The sequence below is a fragment of the Bacteroides sp. D55t1_190419_B8 genome (assembly GCF_015558905.1).
GTDB classification, from domain to species: domain Bacteria; phylum Bacteroidota; class Bacteroidia; order Bacteroidales; family Bacteroidaceae; genus Bacteroides; species Bacteroides vicugnae.
The window spans coordinates 321,918-347,040 of sequence record NZ_JADMOU010000001.1 but is presented as its reverse complement, the minus strand read 5'-3'; the positions used below and the strand labels follow the sequence as shown (position 1 = coordinate 347,040).

14 protein-coding genes are annotated in these 25,123 nt (G+C 44.0%); 4 read left to right on the top strand and 10 right to left on the bottom strand.

Annotated elements, in window-relative coordinates; genetic code table 11:
- Positions 1 to 254: 254 nt before the first annotated feature.
- Positions 255 to 2,846, bottom strand: coding sequence for a xylan 1,4-beta-xylosidase (gene xyl3A, locus I2I13_RS01180; RefSeq protein ID WP_195648522.1), 2,592 nt, complete (start codon positions 2,844 to 2,846; stop codon positions 255 to 257).
- Positions 2,847 to 2,940: 94 nt separating this feature from the next.
- Complete coding sequence (locus tag I2I13_RS01175) at positions 2,941 to 7,281, bottom strand: hybrid sensor histidine kinase/response regulator transcription factor (RefSeq protein WP_195648521.1); 4,341 nt, start codon at positions 7,279 to 7,281, stop codon at positions 2,941 to 2,943.
- Between the two features lie 475 nt (positions 7,282 to 7,756).
- Between I2I13_RS01175 and I2I13_RS01170 the strand changes: the two genes are divergently transcribed.
- The 3 genes from I2I13_RS01170 to nagB are packed head-to-tail and all read left to right on the top strand — an operon-like array spanning position 7,757 to position 10,850.
- On the top strand, positions 7,757 to 8,734 hold the full coding sequence (locus tag I2I13_RS01170; RefSeq protein ID WP_195648520.1) for a TIGR01212 family radical SAM protein: 978 nt from the start codon (positions 7,757 to 7,759) through the stop codon (positions 8,732 to 8,734).
- A gap of 58 nt (positions 8,735 to 8,792) precedes the next feature.
- Entirely contained in the window at positions 8,793 to 9,989 is a 1,197-nt protein-coding gene (locus I2I13_RS01165; RefSeq protein WP_004305272.1) for an FprA family A-type flavoprotein, read from the top strand.
- Positions 9,990 to 10,037: 48 nt separating this feature from the next.
- On the top strand, positions 10,038 to 10,850 hold the full coding sequence (gene nagB, locus I2I13_RS01160) for a glucosamine-6-phosphate deaminase (RefSeq protein WP_148366400.1): 813 nt from the start codon (positions 10,038 to 10,040) through the stop codon (positions 10,848 to 10,850).
- Positions 10,851 to 10,954: 104 nt separating this feature from the next.
- Here nagB and I2I13_RS01155 read toward each other — a convergent pair whose 3' ends face one another.
- From I2I13_RS01155 to I2I13_RS01140, 4 genes are all read right to left on the bottom strand, one after another.
- Positions 10,955 to 11,569, bottom strand: a complete 615-nt coding sequence (locus tag I2I13_RS01155; protein WP_195648519.1) for an L-threonylcarbamoyladenylate synthase — start codon at positions 11,567 to 11,569, stop codon at positions 10,955 to 10,957.
- Positions 11,570 to 11,588: 19 nt separating this feature from the next.
- On the bottom strand, positions 11,589 to 14,117 hold the full coding sequence (locus I2I13_RS01150) for an AsmA-like C-terminal region-containing protein (protein WP_195648518.1): 2,529 nt from the start codon (positions 14,115 to 14,117) through the stop codon (positions 11,589 to 11,591).
- A gap of 362 nt (positions 14,118 to 14,479) precedes the next feature.
- Positions 14,480 to 16,480 carry a tetratricopeptide repeat protein gene (locus I2I13_RS01145; protein ID WP_195648517.1) on the bottom strand — a complete coding sequence of 667 codons (2,001 nt, stop codon included), beginning with the start codon at positions 16,478 to 16,480 and terminating at the stop codon, positions 14,480 to 14,482.
- A gap of 13 nt (positions 16,481 to 16,493) precedes the next feature.
- A complete protein-coding gene (locus tag I2I13_RS01140) occupies positions 16,494 to 17,279 on the bottom strand; it encodes a Cof-type HAD-IIB family hydrolase (RefSeq protein ID WP_074638542.1) in 786 nt (261 codons plus the stop codon).
- 68 nt (positions 17,280 to 17,347) lie between these two features.
- Between I2I13_RS01140 and I2I13_RS01135 the strand changes: the two genes are divergently transcribed.
- Positions 17,348 to 18,520: a MalY/PatB family protein gene (locus I2I13_RS01135; RefSeq protein ID WP_195648516.1), complete on the top strand. Its 1,173-nt coding sequence runs from the start codon at positions 17,348 to 17,350 to the stop codon at positions 18,518 to 18,520.
- 346 nt (positions 18,521 to 18,866) lie between these two features.
- On the opposite strand, the gene I2I13_RS01130 is transcribed toward I2I13_RS01135, so the two are convergent.
- Genes I2I13_RS01130 through I2I13_RS01115 form a run of 4 tightly spaced genes read right to left on the bottom strand, consistent with a single transcriptional unit; the run spans position 18,867 to position 25,120 of the window.
- Positions 18,867 to 21,632: a glycosyl hydrolase gene (locus I2I13_RS01130; protein ID WP_195648515.1), complete on the bottom strand. Its 2,766-nt coding sequence runs from the start codon at positions 21,630 to 21,632 to the stop codon at positions 18,867 to 18,869.
- Positions 21,629 to 23,032: a glycoside hydrolase family 28 protein gene (locus I2I13_RS01125; protein ID WP_195648514.1), complete on the bottom strand. Its 1,404-nt coding sequence runs from the start codon at positions 23,030 to 23,032 to the stop codon at positions 21,629 to 21,631. Before I2I13_RS01125 ends, I2I13_RS01130 begins: the two co-directional genes overlap by 4 nt.
- Positions 23,029 to 23,634 carry a DUF4450 domain-containing protein gene (locus tag I2I13_RS01120; RefSeq protein WP_195648513.1) on the bottom strand — a complete coding sequence of 202 codons (606 nt, stop codon included), beginning with the start codon at positions 23,632 to 23,634 and terminating at the stop codon, positions 23,029 to 23,031. Before I2I13_RS01120 ends, I2I13_RS01125 begins: the two co-directional genes overlap by 4 nt.
- Entirely contained in the window at positions 23,585 to 25,120 is a 1,536-nt protein-coding gene (locus tag I2I13_RS01115; protein ID WP_195648512.1) for a glycoside hydrolase family 28 protein, read from the bottom strand. The genes I2I13_RS01120 and I2I13_RS01115 overlap by 50 nt, the downstream gene beginning before the upstream one ends.
- Positions 25,121 to 25,123 lie beyond the last annotated feature (3 nt).

Here is a 25,123-nt window from a genome sequence, read left to right as displayed (position 1 = left end):
AAAATGAAAAATCTTTTGCAGGAGAAAGCGAAAAGTTGACAGAAAGAATGGTGTTTAATTCCTAGATCGATCTGTTCCAAGTTATTCCAATCATTTGGTTCTGTTATAAAATCTAATAATGCCTCCTAAAAATAACGACGGTTAATTTCACGGCGGTTAATTTTCGCCATTACTTGCTGTTATAGTCTGCCCTCATAGCTATATCCCCGATGAATAAAGGGATTAAAGTAGCTTATGAGGGCATGAGGGTAAAATTATAAAATCGTTATAGAGAGTGATTGCAAATCGTCGGCGGATGAACTGCTACCATAAAGTACCTTGTATGTTCCGGTCAAAGGACGCATCGTATTAGTGGCGGTATCAAACCACTCGAATGATTCGTAGGGAAGCTCGATTGTTACATTTTCGGTCTTGCTTTTGGATATGTTGACCCGTTGGAAACCACGAAGAGTTTTTTGCGGACCTTCTTTGTCGTCAGGACGGCAGATGTATACTTGAACCACTTCTTCACCGTCTCTCTGTCCGACGTTACTTACCGGGATAGTAAGGATGGCTTTTTCGCCTTTGGCTAGTTTCGACTGGTTCAGTGTGGCTTTCCCATAAGAGAAATGGGTATAACTTAAACCGTAGCCGAATGGATAAAGAGGAGTTTCCGCCATGAAACGATAAGTACGTCCCTTCATCGAATAATCTTCATAGTCCGGTAATTGCTGCAAACCTTTATAGAAAGTGATAGGCAGACGTCCGGCAGGATTGTAATCTCCGAAAAGAACATCAGCAACGGCTGTTCCACCTGCCTGTCCGGGATACCATGCTTGCAGGATAGCATCGCAATTCAGCGTTTCGGGCACGATGGCCATCGCCGAACCGGAGAAATTGACGAATACTGTTTTCTTTCCATTCTTTTTCAGAAGAGCAAGAACTTCGCGCTGGATGGCGGGTAATTCGATTTCTGTACGGTCGCCACCTTTGAATCCGGGATCGGATACCCGCATGGATTCTCCTTCCAACAGGGGAGAGATACCTCCGGCAAAGATAACTACATCTGCGCTTTGCAACTTGTTCAGGATTTCACGGGCATCCATAGGAGTTTGTTTCGCCAGGTCGAAGTTCAGTGCAGGATTGTCTTTTACTTGAATAAAATGCAACTCAATGTCGTAACTCTTTCCTGCTTCGTAGTTGAAAGAATACAGATTGGTATGATTCTTGATGTTGGTGGCTTCAGCTATTTGCTTGCCGTTGAGGAATAAAGTGACTCCTCCGTTCGTCATCACGCGGAAAGTGGCGGCACCGGAATCCACCGGGCGGAAAGTGGAACGATAGATGGCGGTGAAGTTTTTCAATCCTACACCGGGAGCAAATACGGTAGAACCTTCGGCACTGAAATGGAAAGGAGTGGTCAGGCGGTCGGTTGCGGCAATCTTGCCTTTGTATTCGCGGTTATTCCAGTAGGTGGCGTTGAATCCGGCTTCTCCGTCGATACTGCACTGGTTGAACAGGCTGTGCAGGGTGGTGTCGTTTGTATATCCGCATACAGGTTCGTAGATGATTTGTGCGTCGGGCAGTTTGGCGCGTATTCCTTCCAGTAAAGTAACGGTATGTGAAGGGAAGCCGTTGTAGTTGCCCCATTGCATGACCGAGTCATTGGCATTGGGGCCGATGACTGCCACTTTCATCTGGCGGTTTAATGGAAGGATATTGTTTTTGTTTTGGAGCAATACCAGACTCTCATGTGCCATTTTCAGTGCCAGTTCTTTGTGTTTGGGACAGTCGATAACAGAAAATGGAATGTTACTCCAAGGATGAGTCGGATTCATTTCTCCCAGTTCAAAGCGGGCCTTCAGTAGTCTTTTGACTGATGTGTTGATTTTCTCTTCCGAAATCAGCCCTTTTTTCACAGCATCGGTGATGCTTTTGAAGTTGCCGCCACATTCGAGATCCGTTCCGCTTAAAACAGCGTCGGCAGAGGCATGGGTGGCATCGGGATGCGTTTCATGTTTCTTGCGTTGGAAGAAGTCTCCGATTGCTCCGCAGTCGGAGACTACGATTCCTTTGAATCCCCAGTCGTTGCGGAGAATTTGGGTTAACAGACGGTTGCTGCCGCAGCAGGGATCGCCCTCGAAACGATTGTAAGCGCACATCACTTCTTTAACTCCTGCTTTTTGTACCAGTTCCTTGAAGGCAGGCAGATAGGTTTCCCATAAATCTCTGGGTGCGATGTTTTCTGCGTTGAAGCTGTGACGGTTCCATTCGGGACCCGAGTGCACGGCAAAGTGTTTGGCGCAGGCGTGAAGTTTGTCATATTCGGCATCTTCCGGTCCTTGCAGGCCTCTGACTACTGCCATTCCCATCCGACCGCTCAAGTAAGGGTCTTCGCCATAGGTTTCCTGTCCCCGTCCCCAGCGGGGGTCGCGGAAGATATTGACGTTGGGAGTCCACATGGTCAGTCCCTGATAACGTTTATAATGTCCTTTTTCATTGAATTGGCGGTTCTTGGCACGTGCTTCATCGGATACGGCATCAAAGACTTCATATAGTAATGCATCGTTGAAAGAAGCGGCCATACCTATGGTTTGCGGAAAAACAGTAGCCAGTCCGGCACGGGCAACGCCATGAAGGGCCTCGTTCCACCATTCATACGGCTTAATGCCAAGCCGGGGAATAGCCGGTGAATTGTTTTGCATCAACGCCACTTTTTCTTCTAATGTGAGGCGTTGAAGTAAATCATCCGCCCGTTGTTCCGCAGTCAGCTTCGTGTCCTGATAGGGATACTTGCTGGGTTGTTGTGCCTGTACATTTACCCCTTGAATTCCGATAAAACAGGCAATGATCCATTGCTTTTTCATTTTCTAGTTTTTTTGGTTTTTAGATTTGAGACTGCAATAGTACGCCCTTTTCATTCTTTTTGTGGGGAATATCCGGTAGAAAAGGAGGATTTCTTCACTTTTTCCTTTCTTTATATTCTGACGGAGTAATTCCTATCACTTTTTTGAAGCACTTGCTGAAATATTTAGGATCGTTGAACCCTGTCATGTATGCTACCTGTGAGAAGTTATATTCGCCGCTGTCAATCAGTTGTACGGCACGTTTGATACGTATTTCCCGTATAAAGTCAACTGGTGTCAACCCGACGATTGATTTTAATTTCCGGTAGAAGATTGTACGGCTAAGCATCAACTGTTCTGCAAATTCGTCAATCGTTAGTTCGGCGTTGTCCATCTGTTCTTCCATGTATGCCATTACTTTCTCCATAAATTGCTCGTCGTATGGAGTAATCTGTGGTTGTGAAGGAGTCAGAGGATCGGGAGAAGAGGTATTCTTTCCTTCCATCAGTCTATTCATATAGAGCTCCTGCAATGCTTTGCGTTGTCGTAACAAGGAGGCTACACGGGTCTTTAGATAAGTAGCACTGAAAGGTTTGGTGATATAATCGTCAATGCCTTGTTCTAATCCGGCGATACGGTCGTCCAGAGAGGCTTTGGCAGATAATACGATGATGGGGATATGGCAAATATTGTTGTTCTCTTTGATTTGCCTGATCATTTCTAAACCGTCCATTACCGGCATCATAACATCACTGATAATAAGATCGGGCAGATCGTCAACAGCATGTTGCAATCCCTCTTCACCATTGGAAGCTGTGATTACCGTATAATTCTCCGATAAAATACTTTTCAGAAAAGCCTTTAACTCTTCATTATCTTCTACCACCAGTATGGAGAAACTATCCGAATTATTCTCAAGGTCTTCTTTTTCTTCCACTTCTTCCGGTGCTTTCATGCTATCGACGGGATGAGGCGCTGAACGCTGGCTATCATTCAGGATAAATTCTACCTGCACATCCTCTTCGAAAATTTCCCGTTGTAAAGGCAAGCTTACTGTAAAACGGCTGCCTACTCCGGGTTGACTATTTACTGTAATAGTGCCATGATGCATTTCCACCATCTCTTTCACGAGAGACAGTCCGATTCCGGAAGATGGTTGCAGAATATTCTGTTTTACCAATGACTCGAAACGTTGGAACAAGGAATGTTGCTTTTCTACTGCAATTCCGATTCCTTCGTCTGCAACCTCTATCTCTACCGTCTTCTCTTTCGTTGTGATATGAACGGTGATCGATTTGTCGGCAGGTGTATACTTGAATGCATTGGAAAGCAGATTGAAGAATATCTTTTCAAACTTGTCTCTGTCCACCCAGCTATACACCGATTGGATGGTAGAAGTCAGCTGATAGTTTATGTTCTTTTCTTCGGCTATCAGTTTGAAGCTACTCATCACCTTTTGCAGAAGTGGAATCAAATCGGTTTCTTCAATCAGTAGTTTCATTTTCTGATTCTGAATCTTGCGGAAATCCAGAATCTGATTCATCAGTCGGAGCATGCGCTCTGTGTTCTGATGTACCAAAGTCAAGTGCTCACGGGCAGAAGGAGAAAGAGGTTCATTCTCTAATACCTCTGTCACAGGACTACTGATTAAAGTCAGCGGAGTGCGTAATTCATGAGATATGTCAGTAAAGAATCGCAGTTTGATATTTGCTAATTGTTGTTCCATATCCACTCTGTGGCGTAACCGGTAGATGTAAAACAACACGTATACGATGCTTGCCGTGAAGAGTGTGAATAGAATGAAATAGAGCAGCCATGCCCAGTAGGTTTCCCAAAAGGTGGGAAGTACATGTATGGATAGAGCCCGTACGTTGTCCACCCAGACTCCGTCACTGTTTGTTGACTTTATCTGCAACTGATACTTGCCGGCAGGTAAGTTGATATAGCTTGCGGAACGGTTATTATCTGCTTCATTCCATTCTTCTTCTAGTCCTTGCAGGCGATAGGCATATAAAATCCCTTTTGGATTGACATAATCAAGCGCAGCAAACTGGAAAGTTACATTCCTTTGCGACGGTTCCAGTTCCAATTCTTCCAGATTGTCAATGGAGTGATCGGTAAGGTGTCCTTGAATCTTGAGTCCTGTAAACACAATAGGAGGAACATAGCTACTCTTCCGCATCTTCTCCGGAGAAACTTCCAGAAAGCCTTTATCAGTTCCCAATACAATTTGGTTACGGGCATTGATGATAGGAAGAGCTTCGGAGAAATTGAACTCCTGATAGATGGAACTTAATTCATAGTTCTCAAAAGTTTCTTTGGCCGGATCGAACTTGGAGAGCGCAATCTCCGAAACAACCCATAATTGATTCTGTGCATCTTCAATGATTGATAGTGCCAAGTCGGAGGCCAACCCGTTGTTCTTGTCGTAGTTCTTGAATTGGATATGATCGCTAAGCAGGTTGGGAGATATCACTTTGTTTACACCTCCGGTAAAACTGATGACATAAGTGGTTTTATTCTTGTCTGTATAGATATGCATGATATCATTGGCACTAAGACTGTTTTTATCTCCCGGCCTATGGATATTCCGGTAGAATTTAATTTCTTCCAGACGTTCGAAGTTGTTTGAGAATGTAAGCAGCCCGTTAGTCGTTCCCACCAAAATCACTCCTCCCGGAGCTTCTGCAATATTGCGTACTTTCATACCGTAAGCTATGGGATAGTTTCTTAATTCATTATTACTATGAATAAAGGATGTTTTTCCATCTTTATCCTGTGTCAGCATATTTAAACCGCCCCCATAACATCCCACCCAAATGTTGTTGCGACTGTCCTGAAAGATGGCATAAATGCTATTGCTGCTTAAACTATAAGGATCGTTTGGCTGGTGTTCAAAATGGTGAATAGAATAATGATTTACTCCTGTCTTTTTGAGTTGGAAAAGTCCGATATCTTTAGTCCCCAACCAGATATTTCCATCTTTATCTTCCAGAATGGAATATACTCCATTATAGAACGACTGTTTTTCTTTAATGATATTTCCTTGTTTGGATAAATATCCCGCCAAGCTACCATCCGGTGCAAATATCTGGATATAATTAGATTTCGATGCTGTCCATAGACGTTGATTGCTGTCTTGCAGGAAGGCACGTGTTTCCGCCTCGTAATCAGTCAAGTTAAATTGATAACTCTGTGGAAAGAAGCATAGTTTTTCTACGCCGCGTGCTGTTGCAAACCAGCAGTTTCCCTGATTATCCAATGTATAAGACCTGACTAACGGACTGAAAATAGACTTGGGATTATTGATATCCGTAAGAAGTGGTTTGAGAGTTCTTTCTTTCCGGTCATAGTAGCAAAAGTTTCCTTCCGTGGGGAGTAGCCATAGGTTTTTCGCATTGTCTTCAAAAATAAGTTTGCGACTTTTACGCCCATGCTTGATAATCTCATCTTTGGGAGTGAACAGATGCTCTTTTTCATGGGTCGCGAGGTTAAGATGAACAATCCCCGGATCTTTTGAAAAGATCCAGATATCTCCCAAGTGGTCTTGATAGACAGATTCCACATCGTTGGAAGTTTGGGTAGCTGTACGGATGTCTATTTGCTGGAAACTATTCTTCGGGATAGAATATAAAATGAGTCCATTGTCCGTTCCCAATGCCAGCATATCTTTTCCTATGGCAGTGACATTGTTTATTTTATGATGGGGATAAGGAATGTCTACGAATTTCAGTTTTTTAGTGTGGAAGTTATATCTGGCTAACTTGTCATTTTCTGCAATCAGATAGATGGTCTCTTTTATTTGAGTGATAAACTGGAAAGGAAAGTCAGTATCCAGTGTTTTCTTTCCTATGATAGAAACACCTTTGTCCGTCAATATCCATTCATCTTCTTCAGAGTCTTGATAAACGCTCAATATCTGATCTCCTTTCAGATTGTGGTTGGAAGTTGAATAAAGAGTGATACCTTCTCCTTTTTTACATCGTTGTTCGTCTACTCTGAAAGCATATCCGTTTTTACAGAGAATCCAGGCGATCCCTTTCTCCAGCGAATAAATACGCGTGACATCATTTGTTTGTTTCGTGGCAAGCTCAATAGGTTGGAGGACATCGATAAACTTCTCGGTTTCCACATCAAAAAGACAAGCTTGTCCATCGTAAGTGGGACACCATATATCTCCGTATTTGCTTTCTGAAATAGTCCCCATGCGATTGCTTCCAAATGCATATTTACTTTCTTGCGAAGTTTTATAAGTCTTAAACGTGTATCCGTCAAATTTGTTAAGCCCATTCCAGGTACTAAACCAAACAAGCCCTTTCTGATCCTGTAATATGCTCATCACTACTCCTTGAGCGAGACCGTCACTTACCGAAAAGTGTTTAACCTGACAGATGGGTTGAGCGGTTAGAGTGATTGTTATTGTCAGAAAAAGAAATAGAATATGGAGCCGTTTCATAGTAGTTGTTTTAATGTTTGTAGCAAAAATAGAGAAAACAAAGCAGAATAGAAAGATAGATAGGTGGTTTGAACGAATAATACTCGTTTTTGCCTATTTTTTCCTCTTCTTGCTATATAGCTCTGATTTCTATTTTGTGTTTTAGATAAAGTCAAGGAATCATATTAGTAAAAAATCCTCTTTATAATCTTAATTCAGATTATAAAGAGGATAATTTTATTGACAAGAGTTGCATGGGGTATGGTGAGATGAAATCATAATTGGGGAATAAATTGCACAAGACTTTCACAAGTATCCTCCTGCCAATGCCTAAAATCATAGCAAAGCTAATTAAATAGTTTTTCGTATTGCAATATTTATTAATTTATCTTATAGTAATTATGATTTTTTTAATATATTGAAGATATTTTGTGCCAACTTTCCGTAACTCGTTGATTTTGCTTATGTTTGTAGGTAAAATAAAGAAAAAAAGTGAATGAATATGTCTACGCAGCTATTATATAATGATTTCCCTACTTTTCTGCGGAAATATTTTCCTTACAAAGTACAAAAGATTTCATTGAATGCAGGTTTCACTTGCCCTAATCGTGATGGAACAAAAGGATGGGGCGGATGTACGTATTGTAATAACCAGACTTTTAATCCGGATTATTGTCGGACAGAGAAATCTGTTACTACCCAGTTGGAAGAAGGCAAATGTTTTTTTGCCCATAAATATCCGGAAATGAAATATTTAGCCTACTTTCAGGCTTATACCAATACGTATGCGGAGTTGGAAGGCTTGAAGCGTAAGTATGAGGAAGCATTGGCGGTGGATGGAGTAGTCGGGCTGGTGATTGGTACGCGTCCCGATTGTATGCCGGAAAGCTTGTTGCGTTATCTGGAAGAATTGAACAAACATACGTTTCTCATGGTAGAATATGGGATCGAAAGCACTTGTGATGAAACCTTGAGACGTATTAACCGGGGGCATACTTATGCAGATACAGTAGAAGCTGTGTGCCAGACAGCGGCCTGTGGTATCCTGACAGGTGGACATATCATCCTCGGGCTTCCGGGAGAAACGCATGATACAATGGTGGCGCAAGCGGAAATTCTTTCCGATCTGCCTTTAGCTACGCTCAAAATTCATCAGTTACAGTTGATCCGTGGTACGCGAATGGCACATGAGTATGACGTAACTCCTGCTGACTTTCATTTGTTTAGTGAGGTTGAGGAATACATTGATCTGGTGATTGATTATGTAGAGCATCTCCGTCCGGATATGGTTGTGGAACGCTTTGTTTCCCAATCTCCTAAAGATTTATTAATAGCTCCGGACTGGGGATTGAAAAATTATGAATTTGTAGCTCGTTTACAAAAAAGAATGAAAGAAAGAGGTGCTTATCAAGGTAAGAAGTATAGGGATTCGGAAAAAAGGATTATTTTTGCAGACGATAAACTTACCACTTAATAAACAGCTGTTTTGCGGAGTATAGAATAGTGGAAGAAATATTTAATGGATTTGAAAGATGGAAAGTAAAACAAGAATTAAAGGAAATGTCCACTATGTGGGAGTAAATGACCGTAACAAGCACAGATTTGAAGCGATGTGGCCATTGCCCTATGGAGTTTCATATAACTCTTATCTGATTGATGATGAAATGGTGGCATTGGTAGATACGGTAGATATCTGTTATTTTGAAGTCTACTTGCGTAAAATCAAGCAAGTGATTGGAGAACGTCCCATTAATTATTTGATTATAAATCACATGGAACCGGATCATTCGGGATCTATCCGATTGATTAAACAACATTATCCGGAGATTATCATTGTGGGTAATAAGCAGACATTCGGTATGATTGAAGGTTTCTATGGGGTAACCGGTGAACAATATCTGGTAAAGGATGGTGATTTCCTTGCTTTGGGACGTCACAAACTGCGTTTTTATATGACTCCGATGGTGCATTGGCCGGAAACGATGATGACTTTTGATGAAACGGATGGAGTTCTTTTCTCCGGCGACGGATTCGGATGTTTTGGTACGGTGGATGGCGGATTCCTGGATACTCGGATCAATGTAGATAAGTATTGGGGAGAAATGGTCCGTTATTACTCTAATATCGTTGGTAAATACGGAAGCCCCGTGCAAAAGGCTTTGCAGAAATTGGGCGGACTTCCCATTTCTGCCATTTGTTCTACTCACGGACCGGTATGGACGGAGAATATTGCAAAGGTGATCGGTATATATGATCGTTTGAGCCGTTATGATGCGGATGAAGGTGTTGTTATTGCTTACGGAAGCATGTATGGAAATACGGAGCAGATGGCGGAAGCTATTGCTGAAGAGCTTTCTGCACAGGGGGTTAAGAATATCGTTATGCATAACGTGACAAAGAGTCATCCTTCTTATATTATAGCGGATATTTTCCGTTATAAGGGATTGATTATCGGTTCTCCTACGTATAGTAATCAGATATTCCCGGAGGTGGAAGCGCTGCTTTCAAAGATTCTGCTGCGTGAGGTGAAGGGACGCTATTTGGGTTACTTCGGTTCTTTCGCATGGGCAGGTGCAGCGGTGAAACGTCTGGCGGAGTTTGCTGAAAAGAGTAAATTCGAATTGATCGGTGATCCGGTGGAGATGAAGCAGGCGATGAAAGACCTGACTTATACCCAGTGCGAAAATCTGGCACGTGCCATGGCAGACCGTTTGAAGAAAGATCGTTAAAACAGTGAATGAGATAATTTATTAACTAACCTATAAAACAATCGACTTATGAGACTTATTATTCAGCCGGACTATCAGTCCGTATCTCTGTGGGCTGCACATTATGTTGCCGCTAAAATAAAAGCTGCCAATCCAACCCCCGAAAAACCATTTGTGTTGGGCTGTCCTACCGGATCATCTCCTCTGGGCATGTATAAAGCTTTGATTGACCTGAATAAGAAAGGAATCGTTTCCTTCCGGAATGTGGTAACATTCAACATGGACGAATATGTAGGATTGCCGAAAGAACATCCGGAAAGCTATTATTCTTTCATGTGGAATAACTTTTTCGGTCATATCGATATCAAACCGGAGAATACGAATATTCTGAATGGTAATGCTCCTGATTTGGATGCAGAATGTGCTCGTTACGAAGAAAAGATCAAGTCATACGGTGGCATTGACCTGTTTATGGGCGGTATCGGTCCTGACGGACATATTGCGTTCAACGAACCGGGATCTTCATTGACTTCACGCACTCGTCAGAAAACGTTAACAATGGATACCATCATTGCTAACTCCCGTTTCTTTGATAATGACATCAACAAAGTTCCTAAGACTTCTTTGACAGTGGGAGTGGGTACTGTGCTTTCTGCAAAAGAAGTGATGATTATTGTAAATGGTCATAACAAAGCTCGTGCTTTGTATCACGCTGTAGAAGGTGCTATCACACAGATGTGGACAATCAGTGCATTGCAAATGCATGAAAAGGGTATTATCGTTTGTGATGATGCTGCTACGGCGGAATTGAAAGTGGGTACTTACCGTTACTTTAAAGATATCGAATCTGCTCATTTGGATCCGGAATCATTGATTAAGTAAGATTCTATCCTCTGAATGGATTCCATCAAAAGAATGGGCTGCTTCCGTATCGAACGGAGGGCAGCCCTTTTTTTGATAGAAAGATTGATTCCGGTGGAAAGATATTAATTCTCTTCCAGCCATCCTTTCCCTTGCCGGATGATTTCCGGCTCGTCGTCGGTACATTTCACTACGGTAGAAGGTTCTATACCTCCGATACCTCCGTCAATGACCAGATCAACGATGCCACCGAACTTCTCATCTATCAGTTCGGGATCTGTCATATATTCCAAGTCCTCATGCTCTTCGTAGGGCAGTGTGGTAGTCATAATGGGAGCATCCAACAGGCGTGCGATTTCGCGGATGATGTTATTATCCGGCATACGGATACCCACTTCTTTCCGGTTGCGGAAGATTTTGGGCAACCGATTGGTTCCGTTCAAAATAAAAGTAAATGGCCCCGGAAGATTATGCTTCATCAGCTTGAAGATATTATTGTCTACTTTCGCATATTCGCTGATGCTACTCAGGTCATAACAGATGATAGACAGGTTGTTCTTTCGAGGGTCTATCTCTTTGATCCGGCATATCCTTTCTATGGCACGTTCCTTCAAACCATGACAGCCGATGGCGTACATCGTATCAGTGGGATAGATAATCAGTCCGCCGTCATTCAGGATATCGATGATTCGTTGTAAATCCTGCGGGTTATTATTTTTGTCATATAGCTTCAGAAGCATAATTCATTCTCCTTCTTTCTTATTTGAGTTTCTTTTTTAAGAAATCCAGTGCCTTTTCTGCTGCTTTCTCTGTCACCTTTTGTTTGATTGAATCCTTATTGGCGGTAGCGGCAGAGTCCAGTCCCAGTTTCTGTCCGAGTTTGCTGATAGCTTCATCGGCTACAGCTTCGACAGCTTGGTTGGCCATGCTTTTAGTATCGACGCTGACTTTCGGAGAGGTAAATGAACCTCCGATCTTCAAGTCAAGAGTCATTAGTTTAGAGATATTGCCTACAGATGCCGGCAACTTCACTTTTCCGGAGTAGTCGATGGTTTGATCGAGGCCTGTGCTACCGGAAAGATTCAATGTGTAGTCTCCCATCTTGATATCGAACGGTTTGGTTTCTACGCGTCCGTCTTTGATGGTGAAATCCAGTGTCATATCTTTCACCTTCATGTCTTTCAGACTTGGCTGTTTGACGGCATCGGCTATCTCGTCAATTGCTTTCACTCCGCTTAAACTAAGATCACGGGTGGAAAGGCTGCCATCACCTTGCATTGTATTCAGTACAGGGCTCATGGTTGCATCCAGATCTGTCAGTACATTAATGCTTCCAGAGAAATTACCTTTCAGGTTTTCGAAGATAGGAGCCATCTTCTGCACCATATCCAACTCTTTGTAAGCTTGTGCAAAACCGATATTGGAGAGTTTGAATCCGGCTTTCATTTCCGGCTTCTTTACGTTGGCAGTGGAGTAGTAGCCGTTCATGACCACGTTGCCACCCATGGTGTTCATGGAGAGATTTTTCATATCCACTTTGCCATCTTTTATCACAAGCTTACCGTTCATATTATTGAAAGACATCTTATCGAATAACACCTGTTTCAGGTTAGCGTCCATTTGGAAGTCGATGTTGCGGGGAACTTCCATAATACCCGTGGCAGCTGTAGCTACGGAGTCGGTAGACGCAGTTTCTGATGCAGTCGTTTCATCCGCAGAAGCGGTCATGAAGTCGTTCAGATTGAAATAGTTGGAACGGATATTCAGGTTCCCTTTCAATGTAGTACCCTTCAATGCGTAACCGATATAGTTTTCAAACCTGCTGTCGGCTGTGATATCATTCTTCCCGATGTTGACGGTTGTTTCGCTCAACTGGAGGTATTTTGGGGTGAAAGTGAAGAGGGACTTCTTGATTTCTACGTCCGGCATATCTTTCATTTTGAGTTTCATACCCGTCAGTCCGATAGTGCCCGAAGCTTGCATACGTTCGTATTCCTCTTTTTCGATATAGGAAAGTCGTCCCGACATTTGCATATCAGCATCAATGGTACCGTTCAACTCCATGTCTCCAAGTGGATAGACTTGTTTGATCATGCCTAAGTTGAGAATCCCTTTAGCTTCAGCTTTAAAGTCCGGATCGCTGACCGGCGTTTTCACATTAGCCGTCAGGCTAAACGGATTTCCGGCAAGACGGAAACTGAAAGGATTGATATTGACCGTAGTCAGGTCGATATTTCCTCCCGGGTTCTGGACGTTGGCACTGATATTGATTTGATCCACTCCTGCTGGTAAAGCCGGATAGCGGAACATGGCATTCTTGACTTGCATATCAATGTTGAATGCAGGAACGGTGTCGCCTTGCAAGATACCTTTGGCCGTTGCAGTAAGCGTAGCGGTTCCGTCTGTTTTCAGACTGGAGAATTCCGTAGCATAAATGGCTGGGATCAGTGACAGGATTTCCTTAAACCCGATATCGTTCGTGTTAAGTTTCAGGTCCATGTCGATAGCCGGATCTTTCAAAGCTACCCAACCGTCGATACCTGCCTGAATGGCGTTGAGGCGGATGGTGTTGTCTTTTAATGTGTATTTATTATTGGCAAGGTCGGCATCCACATCCATTGTTGCGGAGATATTGGCATTGGCAAGGAAAGGGATTCCATTCATCTTGTAAGTAAGTGATTGGGTTTCCGCCTCCAGTTTCAGAGTAGTACGGTCACTTCCTAAGTCTCCGGCGCAGATTGCATTAAAGTCGCGGATATCAGCATACATCTTCCCATGTTGATCGTCATAAATCAGGTTCATGTTTTTGATAACAAACCGTTGTAGCTTTACTTTGAAAGGAGAAGATGCTTCTTCTTCTGAAACAGGAGTTTCGGCAGTTGCTGTTGTATCCGGTTTCATGATATCCCAGTTGGCACGTCCGTCCGGCAATACAATGGCATGTAACCGTGTATCTTCAATAAATATTTTAGAAATATCGTAACCGCTATCTCCAAAAAGAGAGAATAAGTTGACTGCGGCAGTAACTTCTCCGGCCCGTACAAGGGTGTCATTGGCGAATTCACCAGTACCTTTCAACCAGAAATCTTCGAGAGTGACAGAAGCCTGTGGAAAGTTACGGAACAGGCTAATGTTAAGGTTCTTAAAGTCAAATTGTGCATTAAGCATTTTGTTGCCTTCTGTTTTTACAATGTCGGCTATCTTTCCTTGGAAGGCGAAAGGAAGAAGGAACATCAGAATGATGATGACTCCTACTGTGATAGCTGCGATTTTCAAACCTTTTTTCATTTGCTTCTATTTTAAGAGTTTGAGATATTACAAAGAACAAAACTAATAAAAGTTTTTGATTAATAGTACCTCGCTCTTGAAAAACATGTCATTATTAAACAACAATAAGATTTGGATATAAAGAAAAATAATGAATGCATATCTCTTCGCTAAATAATTTCACCACAGAGGACACGGAGGACACAGAGTTCTTTTCTCTCTTTCTGCAAGTAAAACAGAGCGATAAATACGTGAGAAGCTGTGTTACTCTATAGTGAATAAAAAATATTAAACCTCTGTGTCCTCCGTGTCCTCTGTGGTGAACTCATAAATGACCATTTACCTCATTTCGGTATTGAATTAACTTCGCCAAAGGGGCTGTTTTATTTCCCTTTTTTCTTTTTGAGTTCTTCCGCAATTCTCCATTGCAAAGCAGCTTCCCCTTCTTTACCTACCTTCAACAGGGCATCCCCGAATAGCTCATGTGCTCCGGCATGTTCCGGTTTCAGACTTGTTGCTTTGTCCAAATCTGCAATTGCTCCTTCTGTATCTTCCGTTTTTAATCGAAGTTTTCCCCGATTATAAACAGCCTTGAAGTTTGCGGGATGGAGGTTGACTGCGATGTTGAAGCAGTTTTCAGCGTCAAAATATTCTTTATTGTTGAAGAGGGTGATGCCTTTTCTCACCCAGGCGTCCACATAATTAGGGTCGAGGCTAAGGGCTTTATCGTAGTTGGCGAGGGCAGCGCGTATATCGTGGGCTTGGGTAATACATTCGTTACCCATTAATAGATATTCATGGGCATATTGTCGTATGCGTTCCTGTTGTTCACGCATTTGTTCTTTGAGTTTTTTATTTTGCTCTTTTAGTGTATTGATGATACCGAGCTTGCGGCGGATTAAACGGCGGGGAACAGGTTTTTCAATATCGTAGCGGGAATGGATAGCACGAAAAAACTGTTCCAGGCATTCTTCCATGTCTCCTTTATCGAAAGCGCGTGAAGCGGCGGCGTATTGCACATCGGCCTGTGCTTGTTTCAGAGCTTTGTCGATAGCCTGGCGGTCGTTGAAGCGTCCGGCAAAGTTTACGATTTCGGGGCGGACGAAGACGTCAGCACGGTTAATAGGCTTTTTGAGCTGAATACCGTCCAGTGAGGTACAGCGGCTTAGTGCCACGTATGCTTGTCCACCTGCAAATACACCACCTGTGAAGTCGATGATTACACGGCTGAAAGTCAGTCCCTGACTCTTATGGACAGTGATGGCCCAAGCTAACCGGATGGGGTATTGGGTGAAGCTGCCTAAGACTTCTTCTTCTATTTCTTTGGTCTTTTCGTTGTAGCGATAACGGATATTGCGCCATGACTCACGCTTTACGTCACACTCTTTTCCATCATCGGTGATAACATAGATCGTTTCTTCTTCCTCATCAATTCCGGCAATGACACCAATTGTACCGTTTACCCACCTGCGGTCGAAATCATTTTTAATAAAGATGATTTGTGCACCAGGTTTCAGTACGAGTTCTTGTGAAGTGGGCAAACTGCTTTCGGGGAAATCTCCTTCGATGACTCCTTCAAAAGTAATGGAGTCGCCGGGAAGTTCTGCCAGTTTCTTTTCGTTGATAGAGTCTACCGTATCTCTGCGGGTGGCCAAAGTGATATACATATCAGCTTCCGATTCTTCTATCTGACTTCCATAACGGGTGTTCAGTAGTTGCAGATCGGCCGCTCCGGCTGTATTGTTCCGGATATGGTCGAGGACACCGACAAAAACGGGGTCTGTTTGACGGTATACTTTTTGAAGTTCGATGGATACCAGATCTATCTGTCCGAATACTCTGGCAGAGAAAAAGTAGGGAGTGGGATAGAAGCGATTCAATATTTCCCGTTCGTCGTTCTTTACGACGGGTTCCAGTTGGAATACGTCGCCTACTAATAACAGTTGTTTCCCGCCGAAAGGTTCGCGCAGATTGTGAGAGTATACACGTAGGATTCGGTCGATGGCATCAATGATATCCGCCCTTACCATTGAAATTTCGTCGATGATGACCAGTTCTATTTGTTCCAACAGCTTCCGATGAGGCTTGGTGTATTTGAAAAATTCATGGATACGACCACGCTGGAGACTCAAGTTCGGGTCATCCGGCAGCAGCGGATAGAAAGGGAGTTTGAAGAAACTGTGCATCGTACTTCCTCCGGCGTTAATCGCGGCAATCCCGGTTGGTGCAAGTACGACATGCTTCTTCTTGGTATGCTCGCAGACATAACGCAAGAATGTAGATTTTCCTGTACCGGCCTTTCCTGTTAGAAAGACCGATTGACGGGTATATTGAATTAGGTTCAATGCATCCTGAAATGCGGCGTTATCAGTATCTACGCTCATATTAGCATATTGATTAAATAATTCCGAAATGCTTCATTGCTTTGCTGATTCCGTCCTCATCTATTGAATCTGTAACATAATCGGCAGCGGCTTTCACATCTTCCTTAGCTTGTCCCATGGCTACTCCAATAGCCGCATGGCGGAGCATGCTGATATCATTTCCTCCATCTCCGAATGCCATCGTTTCTTCCAGTTTGATATCAAAATAACGGATGATTTCATCAATCCCTTTCTGTTTGGTATCTCCTTTTGCCGTAATGTCTGCAAAGGCAGGATACCAGCGTCCAATTTCGCAGGTGGGGATAGACGGGCGGATTTCCTTTTCCTCCTCTTCCGTGATAAAGGGTGTCATCTGAATGATTTCTTTGCTTGTTGCTTCCTCGAAAGACACAGTCGGGATTACATTCACATGAAGGAAGTCATAGAATATCTTTTTCACCATTTCATCAGGTTGGCAGACAGAGATATTATGTTCTTCTACAAAAATGCAGGGAACACCTTTCTTCTCGCAGAAAGCTCCCATTGCTTTCACTTCCTCCTGTGGGATAGCGCTTTTATAAATAACTTTCTCACCAACGAAACAATAGGCTCCGTTCATGGTTATATATCCATCGATCAGGTTCCGGTCCTGCAATTCGGAAAGGTTATTGATAATGGCTTTCGGGCGCCCGGTGGCGATAAATATCTTCAGCCCTTTTGCACGGGCAGCTTCCAGTGCCTCGATGGTAGAAGACGGTATACGGTGAGTTTCAAAACTGACCAGCGTTCCGTCTATATCAAAAAATAAAGCTTTCGTCATAAATTCTTTTTTGAATTGAATACAAATGTACTACTTTTGTCTCACATAACATAAAAACATTATGCAGTATGAACTATAATTTTGATGAAATAATAAACCGTAACGGTACAGATTCCGTAAAATGGGATGCAGTAGAGAGTCGTTGGGGACGCAATGACCTGATTCCAATGTGGGTAGCTGATATGGATTTCCGCACAGCTCCTTTTGTCATAGAGGCTTTGAAAAAACGCCTGGAACATGAAGTACTCGGATATACATTTGCTTGCAAAGAATGGTCGGAGTCTATTATTAACTGGGTGAAGGAGCGTCATGGTTGGACTATCCGTGAAGAGATGTTGACTTTCACTCCCGGTATTGTCCGCGGCTTGGCTTTTGTGATCCACTGCTTTACGCAAAAAGGAGATAAGATAATGGTAATGCCCCCTGTTTATCATCCTTTCTTTTTGGTCACTCAAAAGAATGAGCGCGAAGTGGTATTCAGCCCGTTAGTCCTGAAAGATGAACAATATTATATTGATTTCGACCGCTTCCGTCAAGATATTCAAGGATGCAAATTGCTTATTCTAAGCAACCCTCATAACCCGGGTGGACGTGTATGGACGAAAGAAGAACTGTCTCAAATAGCCGACATCTGCTATGAAAGCGGCACATTGGTTATCTCTGACGAGATTCATGCTGACTTAACGCTGCCTCCATACAAACATCCTACCTTTGCTTTGATTTCAGAGAAGGCACGTATGAATTCTCTTGTCTTTATGTCTCCCAGCAAAGCATTCAATATGCCGGGATTGGCAAGTTCTTATGCAATTATTGAGAACGACGAACTTCGTCACCGTTTCCGGACATATATGGAAGCCAGCGAGTTTAGCGAAGGACATCTCTTTGCTTATTTAAGTGTTGCAGCTGCTTACAGTCATGGAACAGAATGGCTGGACCAAGTGATAGCATATATTAAAGGAAATGTGGATCTCACTGAAACGTATTTGAAAGAACATATTCCTGCTATCAAGATGATCCGTCCGCAAGCCTCTTACTTGATCTTCCTGGATTGCCGCGCATTGGGACTCAATCAGGAAGAACTGAATCGTCTTTTTGTAGAAGATGCTCATCTGGCACTGAATGATGGAACAACATTCGGTAAGGAAGGCGAGGGATTTATGCGGTTGAACGTTGCTTGTCCACGTGTTACGCTGGAAAGAGCATTGAAACAGTTGGAGCAGGCTGTAATGGATTTAAAGTAGTCTTTTTAGTCCATTCCCCGGTTCGGAAATAAAATCAATCCGTTCAGGGGATGAAGCTATATTTCCTGTCTCACTCTTGCTTTTTACTATTTAATTTTGTATCTTTAGTGCTTCCCATCTTTCCAAAGACAGGTAATCATATTACAAAGTGACCAATATCATCTTATAAGGTGATATTGGTCACTTTGTAATGTGCCTATTGTCCCGTTGTAACGGGACGACTTACCGACTGCATAAAAAACTACTAATCTCTGCACTGAAAACCCTTAATCTTTGCACTGAAAAGTCTTAAGTACAAGATTGAAAAAATAGTTTGTTGCAGTATGATGATATGACAATGCCTCAACTATGGCATCACATTTACCGGAATCAGCCGTACCTCACTATTCAAGCCGGAGGGTAATGGACTCCAATGCCCATAATTGGCCGGACGATAGTTCAAATCAACAATATTGATTTCTTTGAATTTGCGCCACTGCACTCCCTGCCTGTCTAATTCTGCAATTCGATTCGCAGGGAGATTCGTGACTTCTATCTCGATGTGGTTTTTTCCGGGTTTTAAGAACTCGCCTAACTTTAGTTGATAAGGCACTGCCCATGCGCATCCCGCTTCCTGTCCGTTGATGCGGACACGGGCACTTTCGCGTACATCTCCCAAATCAAGAATCCAGTCGTCAGCTTGCAAAGCCGGCAATTCGATGTCTAAGGAATAAACACCGGTTCCCATGTTCGTTTGGGCTGCCGGATGATTGATATGGGTCCATGAACAGGGGCGATCTATATCAAATGTTCCTTGAATTTCCGGTTTGCTTTCGGCGAAGTGCAACTTCCAACCATGATCCAGACGAAGGCTGAAAGGTTGTTCTTTTACATACTTCCACGGTTTGGATGTCTGCAAAGATTGTTGATACGTTTGCAGAATAATCGATTCACCGGATTTTAATTGCAAATAGACTTGTGTTTTGCCGTCTGCCTGTCTCACTTTAGCTTCACCACATTCTCCGGTCATGGGATTGAAGAGAGCGGCTGCGGCTGCATTCGTTCCCAATGTGATCCAACCGTCCACTCCTTTATTTTGCAAGGAAGAGATGAAATAGTGGTGTCCCGTATCATTCACTCTCCGGATCGCTTGTAGTCCGAATTTGGTTTTCATTTCTTCGGGAGAAATATTGCAGCTGGCCAATGTGCGTGCATAATCCGTTCCTGTGATAATCTTCCCCTCTCCGATTGGAGTAACGGTTGTTTCCGAGAAAGAAACAGCCGGAAGTTGCCGGAGCGTACGCTGGTAGCTTTGGCGTTTTTGTTCCAACTGACCGTATCCCGGTACATCTGTCGGATAATTTTCGAGGAATACGATAGTAGCTCCCTGTTTGGCAAGTTCATAAAGATGTGCCAATACATCACTCGGCATTAGGTGCGCAGCAGGCACTACCAATGCTTTGTAGCCCGTTCCGCCCGAAGTAACCAACTGTCCGTCTTTGAAACGTGTACTGCGAATAAAGTTATCGGAAATATAATCCCCGTCATAGCCGCTGTTGTTGATGCGATGGATAGCGTCGATAAACTTAGGAGCCAGTTTATCCATGTGGTGTATCGTGAATAATAACAATCGTCCCGGCTGCTCATTCCACATATCATATACCGGAAGATAAATCAGGAAATCATTATCCGGCCGTCCCATTTGCAGAAAGCTCTGGCAACGGGTGATATAGTTGAAGAACGAAGGAGCATCACGCCAAATACTGTTTGTCGGACTCATATTGATAGAAGCGTAGAACAACCATCCGGGCCATTCGGCTTCTTTCGGAGAGTACGGAGTGCCGTGGAAAAACATGTGATTGACACCCGAAACGAACATCAGATCCATATCCGGTTTGCACTGCGACAAAGAAGTGCGGAAATGTTCCGTCAGCCACGTGAATGTTTCGGAAGAAGTATATGTTTTTCCTGCAATGTGAGCGGCTGAAGAAGCATATTTTAGCATAGACAGGTCCGAATCATTCTTTTTGGTCAAGGAGTCCTGACGCAATCCTTCGATATGGAATTGCGACAGTCCGAAACCCTCACATTCGGGAATATCTACGGCGGCATAAATATCAATCAGGTTAGCGGGGGAACCGTGTGCCTGATTGCGGGTAATGCTACCGTTTTTGTGTGCCCAGTCCGTCCACTGACAGGTAAAGTTCTCCAATAATAAATCGGAAATCGTTTCCCGGTAATCGGATACGATACGTCTGCTGACTTCCGGACGGCTTTCGTCCAGAAATTTAGGGAAATGTTCTTCCAGTTTGTACCCCCGTCGACGAGTGAATTGTTCCAGGAAATCGTCTGTCCAGTCTGCCTGATACACTTCGTAAGAGTCGTTGAAGAATGTATGGGGATAGCTCGTCTTGCTGCTTTTGAAAGCACGGTCAAAACGGGAAAGATAGTTCTTTACAGCTTTCTTTGAGAGATGGTTCATTACATATCCCTCACCTCCGGGAGCGGCACGTTTCACTTTCTGTCGTGTCTTACCAATATAAAGAGCTACGATTTTCCATTTGCCCGCAGGGGCTTTCCATTGTAGCTTGTCTTTTTTTACGTGGGCGGTCAGGTTGATACATTTACCTTTCTCATCGTAAGCCATCACTCGGCTTAGTACGGAATAAGCCTGTTGCTTAGGGTCGGTCACGTTGATATCTTGTTCAATCTCTTTGCCCCCCTCTAGGTTGTATGTCTGGAAGATAGCCTTTGTAGCTGCATCTTCGATACTGACTTCCGGTCCGCCGAAAGGCCATCCGGTTCCGGTATTCATGTCAATCTCGATACCGGTGCGCTTTCCTTCCACCTGTGTATGTTTGAGAACTTCCATCCAGCGGGGAGAGAGAAATTGAATCTCGTTCGCATCATTGCCCTGCACACCATAGATGGGAGTAATTTCTACCGCCCCCATTCCGGTGCGTGCATATTCTTGCAGATTGTATGTCAGGTTCTTTTCATCTACGGCACTTCCCAACCACCACCATCTGGCACCGGGACGTGCTTCCACCGGAGCATCCGGCCATTGCTGTGCTTGCATTACTCCACCTGCGGCAAGCAGGCAAAGGACTATCCATTGTCTTTTATTCATCATTCGTTCGGCGTATTATAATATTCTATGTTTTCTGCATCATCAGTAACAAAAAGCGGTCGTCCGTCCGGCTGTTCAAAGTGGAAACGGACACCGTCGAAAGTTATATTCCGTGCATGACGGATATAAAATCCTTTGGCGGGAATCGTGCCGAACATCCACGGTTCGGGATATACTTTTTCCTGTTCGGGCGGAACGCGTTTGCCATCCTCTTCACTGTAGCCACCTTTATAATAAAGGTGAATATTACGGAAAGTCACATCCTCGATACAGGCTCCCGGTACGCCGCTGATGATAGAAGCATACCGGCTGTCGGCATTCCATACATTGATATCGCTGATAAGAATACGTTTCATGGTGCCTACAGGAGTACCTTCAGGACTGCGCATACGTGCACCCAACCGGAGGAAAATAGGCGCGTTGACTATATTTCTCATTGTGATGTTACTGATTACAATATCTTCCAGATGTCCTCCGTCTACCGTTTCCAATGCCAGCCCACGGCAATGTTCAAAGATACAGTTCATAATCGCAATATTGCGGAAACCTCCACTGCTTTCTGTGCCGAATTTGATGCGTCCCGTACGGAAACCATGATCGGGAGCCTGCGGTTCGTCCAGCTGCCAAGTGCCGTCCATTACGCTGCCTTTGTCAAAGCCGCTGACATAACAATCGCTGATCGTCACATTTTCTGTGTCTTGGAAGCGTCCTAATCCATAAGAGGCTTTCAAGACAATGGCATCATCCCAGGGGGAGTTCACCGTGCATTGGCTGATACGTACGTTCCGGCAGCAATCAATGTCGAAGCCGTCCCGGTTGGTGTCTACTTTCAGATTCAGAATCGTCAGATGATCCACTCCGGTAGCCAACAGGGCGAAATGCCCGCAATGCAGCATGGATAAATCTTTCAGGGTCACATTTCTGCAATCTTTCAGGCTGATCGCCTTATTGCCTACACCCGGCAGGCGGCTCTCTTCACGGGTCAAGCCTTTACCGTAGATTAAGCCGGGACCACTGATCGTAATATTCTCCAGTCCGATTCCCCAAATTAAAGAGTTTTTCCAATGGCTGTGACCGAAATCCTGATACTTGTTATGTTCATTCGGTTCGGCGGTATCATATCCTTCCTCTTTTCCGGGAAAGGCGGCAATGATGCGGGTGCCCTGTTCCAGATAGATATGAATGTTACTTTTTAACCGGATGGAATAGCACGCATATTCTCCCGCAGGTAGATATACTGTGCCTCCTCCGGCCTGTGCGGCCGCTTCAATCGCACGATTGATGGCAGGCGAATCAATTGTTTTCCCATCCGCTTTGGCTCCGAAGTCCATTACATTATAAATGGCTGCATGTAGATAAATGCAACCTATTAACAGACTGAATAATAAATAGATCCTTTTCATTTTTTGTCGATTTTGGCAAAAATATCCGGTAACATATAGTAGTTGTAATCCGCTTTTTCATTCTGTTCGTAGAAACAGAAATAAAGCCGGAAAGGCTTGTTTCCTTCGTTTCGGGAAGAAGCCGGGGAGAGACTGCAACGTCCGGCCAATACAGGGCAGTCGGTTTGTTTGCCCGATTCGTAAAGCATCAGGGGAGTTGCATCCTTATGTCCGTCGCTCAAGCGGATATCATCGGTAGGGGTGACAGCCTGCAGCGTTTTCAACTTCATGCTTTCTCCGTAGTAGCAAGTGAAGGCTTGTCCCTCCACGCTGAATACATTGATGTCCGAATCCGGTTGGCAATCGCCGAAACTCCAAAATAGGGCATCGGCTTCCGGAGCAGAGGCGACTTCTACTTCCAGGATAAATCCACGACTATCGGGCAATGCTTTCCATTGGAAGGACACTCCCTGTATCTTTTCTTCAGGTTTTAGCCAGTGGCTTTCGTTTCCTTTCTTCGATACACCCAACCGGAAAGTGCCGGCAGGTGGCGTCAGTGCTTGTGCTTGCGCATCAATGAGCAAGATTCCCAGCAGTGCGATGGTCAGGAGATGTCTTAACATAGTTGAAGTTGATATTACTTTGTTCATTCTCTTTTAGTTCAATGACATTCTTTTCTTCTGTCTTTAACGTGATTTCAGATAAGTTGAAATTCTTCGTATAGCAGATTTTGCCCGGTTTGTCGGTCTGCGCTTCGATGGCATAAAGATAGAAATTTTCCAGACGTAACGAGTCATTCCATCCCGAAGCGGAGATAAATTCGTCCACATTTTCCGCTTTTACCTTTGATACGTAGACATTGCGGAAACGCGGATAACCTTTTTCGGGAGGCGTTACCGGGGTCAGCATGACTCTCCAGTGCTCCGGGATTTCTTTCCCTTCATACTCTTTGGGTAAAGTGCTGTAACTGTAACTGGGGTTCCAGTTCAAGTCTGCTGCCAGTACGTGACGGACGTTTGCCGCTTTTACTTCAGTCATATAAATGTTTTCGATTGTTCCTCCACGGTTCATGGCACTTTTCAACCGCAGTACGGCCGAGGTGCCGATTGCTTCCAGATTATATCCCAATACATTCCGTATGCTGCCGGAAGTTTCGCTTCCGCAGGTGATAAGTCCGGCACCTTTGCGGGCGATGCAATTTCGTATGACCACATTTTCTGTAGGAAGGTTCACCCGCAGTCCGTCTGCATCCCGTCCCGATTTGATACAGATATTATCATCGTTACAGTCTACATCGCAGTTTTCGACCAAGATATTGCAGGAAGAATCAATGTCGATACCGTCCGTGCTCGGACCGTGTCCGCCTATATTGTTGTTGATTGTCAGTCCGTCTATCGTGCAATAATCGGAGTAAAGAATCTGACACCCCCAAAAACCGGTACGCATCAGGGTAAATCCTTTCAATGTAATGTCCGAGCTACGTTCTATGAGGATGCCCCGTACCCGTTTGCAGTCGTAATCCACAATCCAGCGCAATCCTTTTGCTTCGTATTCTTTCCGCATTTCCCAATATTTATCCCAAAATACTTTTCCCCGGCAGTCCAGTGTTCCTTCTCCGGTGACAGAAACGTTCTTTTCATTGACAATGTTGATAACTGCCGCGGGCCATGTCATCTCGATTCCTGCAATCCGTGAACGGAATTCGGGATAATGATGAATGGATGGGCTGGCCAATAAAGTCACCCCTTTGTCTAGTTGCAGGTTGACACCGCTTTTTACGAACAGTGCTCCTGTCTGGTAATATCCCGGTTGGAGAACTACCGTTCCTCCACCGCTGACGGCACAACTGTCAATTGCTTTCTGGATAGCTTCCGTGCTAAGCACCGTGCTGTCTGCTACTGCGCCAAAAGAATTAGCGGATAAAATTACATTGTTTCCGGGCATTTGCCGGCTGCCTACACTGTCGGCCCACGACAAATCCGGTTGCTGCGGAACCTGCCCCCATTCGAAGCTGTTGTTTCCTGCCTGTTTGGCCGTTGGGGTGGCGCAAGCTGCTGTCAAAAGTGTGCCTGCTAGTAGGAGCAGGGGAAAGATGCCTTTGGTTTTCATATT